Genomic DNA, 13,054 nt, shown 5'->3' on the forward strand with positions numbered 1-13,054 from the left:
TTTCGCTATGACACGATTCTGGCTTAATGCAGCTATTGCCACAGGAGAATTGCCATGCCACGTTCCTTACAGAGTACCGAAACCGCACTCAGCGCCGCTAACCTGCTGCCGCTGGCACGCCGCTACGCCGGGCCATTCTGGGCTTATGATGCGCAGATTATTCAGGCGCGTATTGCCCAGCTGCAGGCATTTGATGTGGTGCGCTTTGCGCAGAAGGCCTGCTCGAATACGCATATCCTGCGCCTGATGCGCGCAGCAGGCGTGAAAGTGGACTCGGTATCGCTGGGTGAGATCGAACGTGCGCTGGCCGCGGGTTACCAGCCTGGCGGTGATGAGATCGTCTTTACCGCGGATCTGTTCGATCAGCCGACGCTGGAGCGGGTGACCGCGTTAAAGGTGCCGGTTAATGCCGGATCGATCGATATGCTGCATCAGCTCGGCGCGGTCTCACCGGGACATGCGGTGTGGCTGCGGGTCAATCCTGGTTTTGGTCACGGCCACAGTCAGAAAACCAATACCGGTGGCGAAAACAGCAAGCACGGGATCTGGCATGCCGATTTAGCCGTGGCGCTGGCGGCGATTAAACAGCACGGCTTGCAGCTGGTGGGCATTCATATGCATATCGGCTCTGGCGTCGATTATGCGCATCTGCAGCAGGTCTGTGATGCGATGGTTGAACTGGTGATGGCGTCGGGTCAGGATCTGACCGCGATCTCTGCGGGCGGCGGCCTCTCTGTGCCTTATCGCTATGGCGAAGAGGCGATCGATACCGATCACTATTTCGGCCTGTGGGATGCAGCGCGGCAGCGTATCGCTCAGCATCTGGGTCACGCGATAAAGCTGGAGATCGAACCGGGCCGTTTCCTGGTGGCCGAGGCCGGTGTGCTGGTCTCTCAGGTACGGGCGGTTAAGTCGATGGGCAGCCGTCACTTCGTGCTGGTCGATGCCGGTTTCAGTGACCTCATGCGTCCCTCCATGTATGGCAGCTATCACCATATCTCGCTGATGGCGGGCGATGAGCGGGCCATTGATGAGCAGCAGACTATCGACACCGTGGTCGCTGGCCCGCTGTGCGAATCGGGTGATGTCTTTACCCAGCTGGAGGGCGGCATGGTCGAACCACGCGCGATTCCGGCGGCAAAGGTTGGCGATTACCTGGTGTTCCACGACACCGGAGCTTACGGTGCATCCATGTCCTCTAACTACAACAGCCGTCCGCTGATCCCGGAAGTGCTGTTTGAGCAGGGCCAGCCGCGCGAGATCCGCCGCGCGCAGACTATTGAGTCGCTACTGGCACTGGAAATCAGCTAATCACCTCGCTCAGGCGGCCGGCGCGCCGCCTGTCAGCCATAGATCTCTTTGCGCAGCATGACCAGCTCCTCTGCCAGCTCGCGGCACAGCATTGCATTCATCAGATGATCCTGCGCATGCACCAGAATCAGCGTGACCGGCAATTTTCCGCTTCCCTCGTCTGCACCAATCAACGCGGTCTGAATTTTATGTGCCGCTTTTGCCGCGGTATCTGAAGCAGCCAGCGCCGCGTCAGCCCCGGTCCAGTCGCGTTTGCGCGCACACTGAATCGCCATCATCGCCGACGAACGGGCTTCCCCTGCATTGATCAGCAATTCCATCATGGTCTGTTCGTAATCCATAACGCCTCCGCTATTGGTATGCCAAATTGGCCGTTTTAATCATACTGGAATGCCAATAAGCGTTTCCGGGAGGCTCGTCACAGAAAAAACCGAGGGAATTCGTCATTTTGGTATGCCACTAACAGGGAAGACCACGACGATTACAGGAATACCGATCTTACATCTCTGAGGGTTGATCATGTCTCTACAGGACCGCCTTATCGATTCCCTGGGCAGCTTTGCTACCCGCTTTAACAGTTATCGCTACATCATGGCGATTAAAGCCTCATTCATTACCCTGATGCCGGTGATCATTGTTGGCGCTTTCTCGGTATTGATCTCTAACATGGTGCTGGACAGCAAAAATGGCCTTGCCAGCTTTGCCGCCCTGGCTTTTTTAGCTGACCTCAAGCCCATCACCAGCAGTATCAATTACGCCACGCTCAGCTTTCTCAACATTGGTGCGGTGTTCCTGATTGGTATTGAGCTTGGGCGCATCAACGGTATAAAAACGCTGTTTCCCGGCCTGCTGGCGATCATCTGCTTTGTATCCGTGACGCCGACCACCTTACAGATGATGGTCGATGGGCAGATGCACCAGGTCACCGACGTGCTGGCCAAACAATTCTCCGATACCAAAAGCCTGTTTCTCGGCATGTTTATCGCCATCCTATCAGTAGAGATCTACTGCCGCCTCGAACAGGTTGAGCGGCTGAAAATCAAAATGCCCGACACGGTGCCGCCCAATGTGGCCGCCTCTTTCTCCGCGCTGATCCCCTCAATCATCACCGTGACGCTGATAGCGACTTTTGGCTTTATCTTCCATCGCGTCACCGGCATGTACCTTTACGACGCGGTATACCAGGTGGTGCAGCAGCCGCTGGAGTCGGTGGTGCAGAGCCTGTGGGGCATTCTGATTCTGATGTTCGTTGCCCAGCTGTTCTGGGTGATTGGTATTCACGGCAATCAGATGGTGAAGCCGATCCGTGAGCCGCTGTTGCTGGGCGCGATTATGGTCAACATGACCGCTTTTGAGCAGGGAAAAGAGGCACCGAACATTATCACCATGCCGTTCTGGGATGTTTATATGAGCATCGGCGGCTCCGGCCTGACCATCGGGCTGCTCACCGCCGTGATGCTGGCAACGCGACGCAAAGAGATGCGTGAAATCGCCAAACTGTCGTTCGGGCCAGGCATTTTCAATATCAACGAGCCGGTTATATTTGGTATGCCGATTATGCTTAACCCGATACTGGCTATCCCTTTCATCATCACACCGCTAGTGACAGGTTCTATCGGCTACTTCGCTACGGTGATGGGATTTGCCGGGAAAGCCGTGGTGATGGTGCCATGGACCACGCCTCCGATTATCAATGCCTGGCTGTCAACGGCCGGATCGATGGGTGCGGTGGTGACGCAGATCGTCTGCATTCTGGTGTCAGTACTTATCTATCTGCCATTTGTGAAAGTCGCAGCCCGCCGCGCGGATGCAGCAGAAGCAGCGGAAGCAAAGAGCCTGCAACCTGAGCTGAACCCTAACCGAACGGAGGTGTTATGAGTCGTCAGACTGTCCACATACCTGAGAATTTCATTCTGGGAGCTGCTGCCTCCGCCTGGCAGACGGAAGGCTGGAGCGGAAAAAAAGCGGGGCAGGACTCCTGGCCTGACGCCTGGTATCAGCAGGATCGTCACGTCTGGCACAACGGCTACGGCCCGGCGGTTGCCACCGACTTTATCAACCGCTTTAGTGAGGATGTGGCGCTAATGAAGGCCAGCGGGCTGACCCACTACCGCACTTCAATCAACTGGTCGCGTTTCCTGATCGATTACGAAACCGCTACGGTCGATGAGGAGTACGCGGCTTACTATGACCGGCTGATTGATGAAATGCAGCGCCAGGGCATTGAACTGATGCTCTGTCTGGAGCATTACGAGCTGCCCGCCACGCTGCTGGACCAGTATGGCGGCTGGCAGTCAAAACATGTCGTTGAACTCTTTATCCGCTATGTCGAACAGGTGTTTAAACGCTATGCCGGTCGGGTCACGCGCTGGTTTGTGTTTAACGAGCCGATTGTGGTGCAGACCCGCGTCTATCTCGACGCGCTGCGCTGGCCTTATGAGCAGAACACCCATAAATGGATGCAGTGGAACCACCACAAGAATCTTGCTACCGCCCGGGTAGTGCAGCTGTTCCGCGCGGCAGGCTATGCCGGTCGCATTGGTACCATACTCAATCCGGAAGTCACCTATCCGCGATCGTCAGCCCCGCACGACCAGAAAGCGGCGCATATTTATGACCTGTTCTACAACCGGGTGTTTCTCGATCCCGCCATTAAAGGCGAGTATCCGGCGGAGCTGCTGGCGCTGCTTGATAAGCATCAGATTGAGTGGGAAACCACCCCGGAAGAGCTGGCGATTATTGCCGCCAATACCGTCGATGAAGTCGGGCTTAATCTCTACTATCCGCATCGCGTGAAGGCACCGTCCCGCGCCTGGCATCCCAGGACACCCTTTCATCCCGCCTGGTATTACGAACACTTTGAACTGCCGGGGCGACGGATGAACCCTTCACGCGGCTGGGAAATTCAGCCTGAAATTATCTGGGATATGGCGCAGCGGATGCGCGATGAGTACGGCAATATCCCGTGGTTTGTGGCGGAAAGCGGTATGGGAATAGAGAACGAAGCGCAGTTCAAAAATGCCGACGGGGAGATTCAGGACGATTACCGCATCGCGTTTATCAGCGAGCACCTGCATCAGGCGATACGCGCCAGTCAGGCGGGGATTAACTGTCAGGGCTACATGCTGTGGGCGTTTACCGACAATGTCTCGCCAATGAATGCCTTTAAAAATCGCTATGGTCTTATCGAAATCGACTTAGATAAGCAGCGTCAGCGCCGTATGAAGAAATCTGCCCACTGGTTCCGTACGCTGCGCGACACGCAGCAATTTACCCTGTGGCTTGATGATGAGCCGAAATAACGCGAGGAAACGAGCATGAAACGAATTGTTCTGGCCTGTGCTGCGGGCATGTCGACCTCAATGGTGGTGACGCGGATGGAAAAGGAGGCTGCCGCTCGCGGACTGGCATTTCAGATCTACGCCATTCCGGAGCAAAATCTGCGTGAAGAGCTGCAAAACTACGGCAACGAGGTGGTGGTCGTGCTGCTGGGGCCACAGGTGCGCTTCAAACTGGAGGAGAACAGAAAACTCACCGACAGCTATCAGTTGCCCATCGCGGTGATCGATACGGTTGCTTACGGCACGCTGAATGGTGCAAAGGTACTCGATCAGGCGCTGGCTTTGATACACTGAGCCCCAGTTTGCGAGCCAGCCTCTCCGGTTCGCGGGCATTGTCGCGCAGGGAACCGCGGCAATGCCGTTAGCGCATTGATTGCAAAGGGTGACAGTGTGGACAAAGCCGAAGCGCCGCAAGAAAAAAAGCAGTATCAGGAAATTGGTCAGCACCTGCGTCAGCAGATCTGTGACGGGCACTATCCGGTGGGATCGCGCCTGCCGCCTGAACGTCAGCTGGCTGAAACCTGGGGCGTCAGCCGGACCATCGTGCGCGAGGCATTATTGATGCTGGAGCTGGAAGGTACGGTGGATATCCGCCAGAGCTCCGGCGTCTATGTGATGCGTATTCCTTCCGCCAGTGATGACGAAGAAGAGGCCTTCTTCCGCAGCGACGTTGGCCCGTTTGAAATGCTACAGGCACGTCAGTTGCTGGAGAGCAATATTGCAGCCTTTGCCGCAAAAATGGCGACCAAAGCGGACATTGAAAATCTGCGCCGAACGCTGGAACAGGAGCAGCGTGCTATCGCCGCCAACGACAGCAGTCAGGACAACGACAAGTTGTTTCATCTGCTGCTGGCGGGTGCCAGTCAGAACCAGATGCTGCTCGATACCGTCACCAGTATCTGGCGACATCATGACAGCAGCCCGCTCTGGCAGCAGCTGCGCCCGCAGTTTGAAACCCGCGCCTATCGCCTGAAGTGGCTCGGCGATCACCAGACAATCCTGGCCGCTCTGCGTCGGCGTGATGTGATGGGGGCCTGGCAATCCACCTGGCAGCACCTTGAGAACGTCAAGAATACGCTGCTGGAGCTTTCCGACGCCGATGCGCCTGACTTTGATGGCTACCTGTTTGATTCAGTCCCGATCTTTCAGGGGAAACTGATGTGATTGAGATTGTATCGCTCAGCGATGCCCCCCAATTTGCCGATCAGATCATCGACTGGCAGTGGCGCGCATTTGGTGAAGCCACCAGCCGGGCGTTCTTTGCCAGTGTGGTGAACAGCAGCCTTATCGGTGCTGATTTTCCAGTGACTTTCGTTGCCGTGGAGGCGGGCAGGGCAGTCGGCACGGTGGGATTCTGGCGCTGCGACCTGATCAGCCGTCAGGATCTTTTCCCCTGGCTGGCGGCGCTCTATGTTGATGAGTCGGTGCGCGGCAAAGGTGTCAGTCAAGCGCTGCAGCAGCATGTCATCGCCTATGCACAGGCACGGGGCTATCCACAGTTGTGGTTATGGTCAACGTTTGAGGGTTACTACGAACGTTATGGCTGGCTGCCACAGGGTGAAGCGCTGGAGTATCCCGCTAAGCCGGTAAAACTCTATTATCGCGACCTGTAAGTGATGCCAGCCGCCACGCGGCAGCTGGCAACAGAACGCTCAGGGAGCCGGATAAGTATAACGACGGTGGATCGCCTCAATGCCTTCCAGGATCTCTGCATTTAAGGTCAGATTGAAGCTGTCGATATTGATCTGCAACTGTTCAGGCGTGGTAGCGCCCAGCAGCGTGCTGGCCACAAACGGCTGCTGACGCACATAGGCCAGGGCCATCTGCGACGGGTCGATCTGATGCTGCTGAGCCAGTGCCACATATTCGGCAATCGCCTTTTGTGACTGCTCGCCGCTGTAGCGGGTAAAGCGGCTGAACAACGTGTTGCGTGCGCCCGCAGGCTGCGCGCCATTCAGGTATTTGCCGCTCAGCGTTCCAAACGCCAGGCTGGAATACGCCAGCAGCTCTACGCCTTCATGCTGGCTGATTTCGGCCAGACCCACTTCAAAGCTGCGGTTCAGCAGGCTGTAGGGATTCTGAATGCTGATAATGCGCGGCAGCTCATGCTTCTCCGCCAGCTGCAGATAGCGCATCACGCCCCACGCGGTTTCGTTCGACACCCCGATATAGCGGATCTTACCAGCGCGCACCTGTTCGGTCAGCGCTTCCAGCGTCTCCAGCAGCGTCACCTGAGCAGTGGTTTCGCTGTACTGATAGCCAAGCTTGCCAAAATAGTTGGTCTGACGCTGTGGCCAGTGCAGCTGGTAGAGGTCAAGGTAGTCAGTATTCAGGCGTTTCAGGCTGGCATCGAGTGCTGCGCGGATGTTTTTACGGTCCAGCGCCATATCCGGGCGAATCGACGCATCATTGCCACGTGAAGGCCCGGCCACTTTACTGGCAAGAATGATTTTGTCGCGGCTGCCGCGCTGTTTAAGCCAGCTGCCAATATATTGTTCGGTCAGACCCTGGGTTTCCGGACGCGGGGGCACCGGATACATCTCGGCAGTATCAATAAAGTTGATGCCGGAACGGATAGCTAAATCCAGTTGAGCATGGGCGTCGGCTTCGCTGTTCTGTTCGCCAAACGTCATGGTGCCCAACCCCAGCTGACTCACTTCCAGCGTGCTGTGGGGAATACGATGATAGTGCATTGCCAGCTTCCTTTTCTTTATGGAATGGAATGTTGTGTCCTCAGGGACTATAGCGCGAGCAATGGCGGGGAAGGAAGGGGGAAAAGTCGGGGAAATCACCTGCCAGCCGGGAATCGGTGGCAGGTGATTAAATCGGGCACTTAACGTTCAATGATCGTAGAAACCTCATCGCTGTTAATCTGCACCATATGACCCGTCTGGTCAGTGTACTCCACCAGGCCGGTCTCTTTATCAATGCTCGGCTTGCCTTCGGTCATGATCATCCGGCCATCTTTGGTCGCCATGACATAATCAGAACTGCATCCACTTAAGAATGCGGCGGTTACCATCACCAGTGCTACTCCTGCCAACCCTTTCATCACGCCTAATCCTCACAAATGGTCAAGTGCAAACAGTGTAGTAATAAATGGTTTTGCCGGCAGGGTTAATCGTATGAATCTGAAAATAACCGGGCGAGCAGGCTCGCCCTTGACTTTATCAGGCGTGCTTTTTCTTACTGCGCATCAGGTTAAGACACTCAACCGCCATTGAGAAGAACATAGCGAAATAAATGTAACCTTTTGGTACGTGGACCGCAAAACTCTCCAGGATCAGGGTGAAACCGACCAGAATCAGGAAAGAGAGAGCCAGCATTTTCACTGACGGATGGCGGTCAACAAACTCACCGATCGCGCGCGCAGCGAACATCATCATCAGCACGGCAATAACCACCGCCGCCATCATAATGAACAGATGATCGGAGAGGCCGATGGCCGTGATCACCGAGTCGAGGCTGAAAATAATGTCGAGCATCATGATCTGTACAATCGCACCCAGGAAGGAATGGACGCGGGTGTTGTGTTCGCCTTCGCTGCCTTCGATCGTTTCATGGATCTCCATGCTCGATTTCCACAGCAGGAACAGTCCGCCAAACAGCAGAATCAGATCGCGCGCCGAGAACGCATGATCCATCAGCGTAAAGAGCGGGTTAGTCAGACGGGCTACCCACGCGATAGAAGCCAGCAGGCCAAGACGCATCAGCATCGCGCCCATCAGACCAATGCGACGTGCGCTGGCTTGCTGGTGTTTTGGCAGTTTAGCGACCACCAGCGACAGGAAAATGATGTTATCAATACCCAGCACCACCTCAAGGATGGTCAGGGTGCCCAGCGCCAGCCAGGCGTTGGGATCGGAAATCCACTCAAACATACCGACATTTAATCCTAAACGAAAAGTAAACGGCGATTATACGCATTCATTTCGCCGATCTCCCACAAAATTGCGACACATCAACGCGGGTGGCGACGTTCAGAGGAGAAAATGACGCGCCAGCAGGGGCCCGGTGAAGCTTTTCTTCAGGTAGAAACCGCGCGGCAGCGTCATGATTGGCTGGCCCTGATCGCCGATTCCTTCTGTCAGCGCTTTGCTATTGGCGGCTTTGGGCCGGATTTGCAGCCAGGCACCATGTCGCGCGGTAATCTGCTCTACGCGACCCAGCACAATCATATCCATCAGCTCTTCCCAGTCCTGTCGCAGCATCTCATCTTCTTCCGCATCGGGGCTCCATAACAGCGGCGCGCCGACACGGCGTTCCCGCAGCGGAATCTCACGCCCGCCTTCAACCGGGATCCACAATACCCGCGCCAGCTTGTGTCGCACATGGCTGGTGAGCCAGGTCACGCCGCTGTTGCCGGTCAGAGGTGCCACGCAGACAAAGGTGGTTTCCAGCGGTTTACCCTGCGCATCAATCGGGATGGTTTTCAGTTCGATACCCAGATGGGCAAAGTCCTGCTCCGCTTTGCTGCCTGCGCTGGCACCAAGATGCCACTCCAGCAGCATGCCGACCCAGCCCTTATCACGTTTGAGATCCGCAGGCATGGGCAGACCGGCGCGCGCGGCCAGGGTTTCCAGGGTCAAACCGGCTAAATCCTGCGCGCGTGCCAGCAGGCTGGCTTCATCTTCAGGTGGTCCTGGCTGGTAACTCATGGTGAACACTCGCAATGATTAAAATTTGTACAGTAGCAGGTGAGTCACGTTTCTCACATAAATAATCCGCGTCAGGTATCGATAATAACATGATAGATCGTGCTTTTTTTAGCGGATTGCACGCTCGCCGCCCCAGGTGCTTCAGGGTTATCCCAGCTTACCCGCAACAATGAACAGGATCTCCAGCCCGGTTATCCACAGAAAAATGGGATAACCACCGTCTGAGTGCGGTACTGGTTCCATTTACAGCCTTGACTTTTCACGATCTGGCCATAATTTCGTCGCTCTGGCCTAACCCTGAGCGATTATCTGTGGATAAAAAGCAGTGTGCTTATATTTTAAGCAATTGTCAGTTACCATGAAAATATTCACTGTTTATAAAAGATTTACCGGTAAGATTTTCGATTTAATGTCATTAAAAATCATACTGATGTGTTGTTGGTTCTTTTTGGCTCTTCAGCGCGCACGGAAAAGGTTATTCAGATAACTCCCGCGTTCTGCACAAAGCTATCCACAGAAAAGGTGAATAAGATCGATCTTTTTCTCGGTCATTGTTTATAACTTTGCCATTTTCTGTGAGTTATCCCGGCGATGATGGCTTAACCCCCCATGAATCCAGTGGTTTACCGCCTGTAAGGAGTGTGAAACAATCAGCTCATTCAAATTTTGCTTTGAGGTAGTCCGGTGATCGATGATGATGGCTACCGCCCGAATGTTGGTATCGTAATCTGTAACCGGCAGGGACAAGTGTTATGGGCCAGGCGCTTTGGACAGCACTCCTGGCAATTTCCTCAGGGAGGCATCAATCCCGGTGAAACCGCAGAACAGGCGATGTATCGCGAACTGTTCGAAGAAGTCGGATTACACCGGAAAGATGTTCGAATACTTGCTTCTACCCGTAACTGGTTACGTTACAAGTTGCCAAAACGTTTGGTGCGTTGGGACACAAAGCCGGTATGTATCGGCCAGAAACAAAAGTGGTTTCTTCTGCAGTTAATGTGTAATGACGCGGATATCAATGTGCAGCACAGCAGCACGCCCGAGTTCGATGGCTGGCGCTGGGTCAGTTTCTGGTATCCGGTGCGTCAGGTTGTCTCCTTTAAGCGCGACGTTTATCGTCGGGTGATGAAGGAATTCGCTGGCGTGGTGATGTCTATGCAGGAGAGTGCGGGGCAGCGAAATAATCCTGCCCATCGACGTAAGAGAGGATAGGCCACGCCCTTTATGCTCACTCAGTTGCGCGAAATTGTAGAAAAAGTGGCGAGTGCGCCGCGTCTCAATGAAGCACTCGACATCCTGGTTAATGAGATCTGTCTGGCGATGGATACGGAAGTCTGTTCCGTTTACCTCGCCGACCACGATCGTCACTGCTACTACCTGATGGCGACGCGCGGACTTAAAAAACCGCGTGGCCGCACCGTGACCCTGGCGTTTGACGAGGGGATCGTCGGTTTAGTGGGCCGTCTGGCCGAACCGATTAACCTTGCTGACGCCCAGAGTCATCCCAGCTTTAAATATATCCCCGCAGTGAAAGAGGAGCGCTACCGCTCCTTCCTCGGCGTGCCGATTATCAGCCGTCGCCAGTTACTGGGCGTGCTGGTGGTACAGCAGCGCGAGCACCGTCAGTTTGATGAAAGCGAAGAGTCGTTTCTGGTCACCCTTGCCACCCAGATGGCGGCATTGCTGTCGCAGTCGCAGATGGCCCAGCTGTTTGGTCAGTTCCGGCAGACGCGGGTGCGCGCGATTGCAGCTGCGCCTGGCGTGGCGGTGGCACCGGGCTGGGTAGATGAGACGCAGCCACTGCTCGATCAGGTTTCGGCTGCCTCAACGCTGGATGTTCATCGCGAACGTGAGCGTCTGTCGCTCGCCATGAGTGAAGCCACCAGTGAATTTCGTCGCTTCAGTAAACGCTTCAGCGCCAGCGCTCAGAAAGAGAGTGCGGCCATTTTCGACCTTTACTCTCACCTGTTAACCGATGCCCGACTGAAAAAAGATCTGTTCGATGAGATCGAACGCGGATCGGTCGCCGAATGGGCAGTGAAACAGGTGATCGAGAAGTTTGCTGAACAGTTTGCCAGCCTGACGGACACCTACCTGCGTGAACGCGCAGGCGATCTGCGGGTGCTGGGTCAGCGCCTGCTGTTTCACCTTGACGATACGCTGGTCGGGACCAATGCCTGGCCGGAACGCTTTGTGCTGGTGGCCGATGAGCTGACCGCCACCACTTTAGCTGAGCTGCCGCATGAGCGGCTGGCGGGCGTGGTGGTGCGTGACGGCGCAGCTAACTCCCATGCGGCGATTCTGACCCGCGCGATGGGGATCCCGACGGTCATGGGCGCTGACATCCAGCCTCATCAGCTCAACAAACGTTTGCTTATCGTCGATGGGTATCGCGGTGAGCTGTTGATCGATCCCGAGCCGGTGCTGGTGCAGGAGTACCAGCGTTTGATCAGCGAAGAGAATGCGCTGAGCAAAATGGCGGAAGGCGTGGTCGATCAGCCCGGTGAGCTGAAAAGCGGCGAGCGCGTGCAGGTGATGCTGAATGCTGGCTTAAGCCCGGAGCATGAGCAGACGCTGGGCAACTGGGTGGATGGCATCGGTCTCTACCGCACCGAAATCCCGTTTATGCTGCAGAACGGCTTCCCGTCGGAAGAGGAGCAGGTGGCACAGTATCAGGGCATGTTACAGCTGTTTCACAACAAGCCTGTGACGCTGCGTACCCTGGATGTAGGAGCAGATAAACAGCTACCCTACATGCCTATCAGTGAAGAGAATCCCTGTCTGGGCTGGCGCGGCATCCGCCTGACGCTTGACCAGCCGGAAATTTTCCTGGTGCAGGTGCGCGCGATGCTGCGTGCCAACGCCGCATCCGGCAACCTCAGTATTCTGCTGCCGATGATCAGCCATATCGATGAGATCGACGAAGCGAAAAAGCTGATCGATCGCGCAGGACGCGAAGTCGAAGAGATGCTGGGCTATACGATCCCCGCGCCGCGCATCGGCATCATGATTGAAGTGCCGTCGATGCTGTTTATGATCCCGCATCTGGCGTCAAGGGTCGATTTTGTCTCGGTTGGCACCAACGATCTGACCCAGTATCTGCTGGCGGTGGATCGCAACAACACCCGCGTGGCCAATCTCTACGACTCGCTGCATCCGGCGATGCTGCGTGCACTGAATACGATTGCGCAGGAAGCCCGTCTGGCCAATCTGGAATTGTGCCTGTGTGGTGAAATGGCCGGCGATCCAATGTGCGTGGCGCTGCTGGTCGGGCTGGGGTATCACCATCTCAGCATGAACGGCAAAAACGTACCACGGGTGAAATACCTGCTGCGCCATCTGGATCACGAAGAAGCGCAGCAACTCAGCGAGCAGGGTATGAATGCTCATACCGCCACCGAGGTTCGTCATCTGGTCTCGACCTTTATGGAGCGTCGCGGGCTGGGTGGATTGATCCGCGGCGGTCGCTAAGCGCCACTTCAGGCTATTTTATTTGCCATTCTGGCCCCGGGCAGTGCTCACACAGGCTGCTTTAGCAACCTGAACGCCCGTCAGGGCGGCCCTGAAGGGGCGAGCACAGCGAGTAATCCTCACGTACTATGTGTACGCTCCGGTTGTTGCGCGCTGTAAATGACCAGACTGACTGCAACAATGTACGCCTGACGGGTCAGGCTATTTTATTTGCCATTCTGGCCCCGGGCAGTGCTCACACAGGCTGCTTTAGCAACCTGAACGCCCGTCAGG

General features: G+C 55.6%; 13 protein-coding genes. 8 read left to right on the plus strand and 5 right to left on the minus strand.

Going from position 1 to position 13,054, the window contains the following annotated elements:
• The first annotated feature begins 54 nt into the window (after window positions 1-54).
• Window positions 55-1,311 (plus strand): diaminopimelate decarboxylase, encoded by a 1,257-nt coding sequence (lysA, locus tag NR195_RS10775; protein WP_250488845.1) that lies wholly within the window; start codon window positions 55-57, stop codon window positions 1,309-1,311.
• Window positions 1,312-1,343: 32 nt separating this feature from the next.
• Here the strand turns inward: lysA and NR195_RS10780 are convergent, their stop codons facing one another.
• Window positions 1,344-1,652, minus strand: a complete 309-nt coding sequence (locus NR195_RS10780; RefSeq protein WP_010671044.1) for a PTS lactose/cellobiose transporter subunit IIA — start codon at window positions 1,650-1,652, stop codon at window positions 1,344-1,346.
• Between the two features lie 178 nt (window positions 1,653-1,830).
• Between NR195_RS10780 and NR195_RS10785 the strand changes: the two genes are divergently transcribed.
• The 5 genes from NR195_RS10785 (at window position 1,831) to NR195_RS10805 (ending at window position 6,265) form a co-directional block, all read left to right on the plus strand.
• Window positions 1,831-3,189 (plus strand): PTS sugar transporter subunit IIC, encoded by a 1,359-nt coding sequence (locus NR195_RS10785; RefSeq protein WP_256844505.1) that lies wholly within the window; start codon window positions 1,831-1,833, stop codon window positions 3,187-3,189.
• Window positions 3,186-4,613 (plus strand): glycoside hydrolase family 1 protein, encoded by a 1,428-nt coding sequence (locus tag NR195_RS10790; protein ID WP_256844506.1) that lies wholly within the window; start codon window positions 3,186-3,188, stop codon window positions 4,611-4,613. The genes NR195_RS10785 and NR195_RS10790 overlap by 4 nt, the downstream gene beginning before the upstream one ends.
• Before the next feature lie 15 nt (window positions 4,614-4,628).
• Window positions 4,629-4,946 carry a PTS sugar transporter subunit IIB gene (locus tag NR195_RS10795; RefSeq protein WP_010248665.1) on the plus strand — a complete coding sequence of 106 codons (318 nt, stop codon included), beginning with the start codon at window positions 4,629-4,631 and terminating at the stop codon, window positions 4,944-4,946.
• A gap of 96 nt (window positions 4,947-5,042) precedes the next feature.
• Window positions 5,043-5,816: an FCD domain-containing protein gene (locus NR195_RS10800; protein WP_010248663.1), complete on the plus strand. Its 774-nt coding sequence runs from the start codon at window positions 5,043-5,045 to the stop codon at window positions 5,814-5,816.
• Window positions 5,813-6,265 (plus strand): GNAT family N-acetyltransferase, encoded by a 453-nt coding sequence (locus NR195_RS10805; protein WP_167430391.1) that lies wholly within the window; start codon window positions 5,813-5,815, stop codon window positions 6,263-6,265. Before NR195_RS10800 ends, NR195_RS10805 begins: the two co-directional genes overlap by 4 nt.
• Window positions 6,266-6,304: 39 nt before the next feature.
• Here NR195_RS10805 and NR195_RS10810 read toward each other — a convergent pair whose 3' ends face one another.
• From NR195_RS10810 to mutH, 4 genes are all read right to left on the minus strand, one after another.
• Complete coding sequence (locus NR195_RS10810; protein ID WP_010248659.1) at window positions 6,305-7,345, minus strand: NADP(H)-dependent aldo-keto reductase; 1,041 nt, start codon at window positions 7,343-7,345, stop codon at window positions 6,305-6,307.
• Window positions 7,346-7,485: 140 nt separating this feature from the next.
• A complete protein-coding gene (locus NR195_RS10815) occupies window positions 7,486-7,704 on the minus strand; it encodes a YgdI/YgdR family lipoprotein (RefSeq protein WP_003853956.1) in 219 nt (72 codons plus the stop codon).
• Between the two features lie 118 nt (window positions 7,705-7,822).
• Entirely contained in the window at window positions 7,823-8,533 is a 711-nt protein-coding gene (locus tag NR195_RS10820) for a TerC family protein (protein ID WP_010248654.1), read from the minus strand.
• Between the two features lie 99 nt (window positions 8,534-8,632).
• Complete coding sequence (mutH, locus tag NR195_RS10825; RefSeq protein WP_010248652.1) at window positions 8,633-9,310, minus strand: DNA mismatch repair endonuclease MutH; 678 nt, start codon at window positions 9,308-9,310, stop codon at window positions 8,633-8,635.
• Window positions 9,311-9,994: 684 nt separating this feature from the next.
• On the opposite strand from mutH, the gene rppH reads away from it, so the two are divergent.
• Entirely contained in the window at window positions 9,995-10,522 is a 528-nt protein-coding gene (gene rppH, locus NR195_RS10830) for an RNA pyrophosphohydrolase (protein WP_009087042.1), read from the plus strand.
• A 12-nt stretch (window positions 10,523-10,534) separates the two neighbouring features.
• Window positions 10,535-12,781: a phosphoenolpyruvate--protein phosphotransferase gene (ptsP, locus tag NR195_RS10835; RefSeq protein WP_010248647.1), complete on the plus strand. Its 2,247-nt coding sequence runs from the start codon at window positions 10,535-10,537 to the stop codon at window positions 12,779-12,781.
• Window positions 12,782-13,054: the final 273 nt, after the last annotated feature.

This window comes from Pantoea sp. Ft-CA_14 (assembly GCF_024520875.1).
Taxonomy (GTDB): Bacteria; Pseudomonadota; Gammaproteobacteria; order Enterobacterales; family Enterobacteriaceae; genus Pantoea; species Pantoea agglomerans.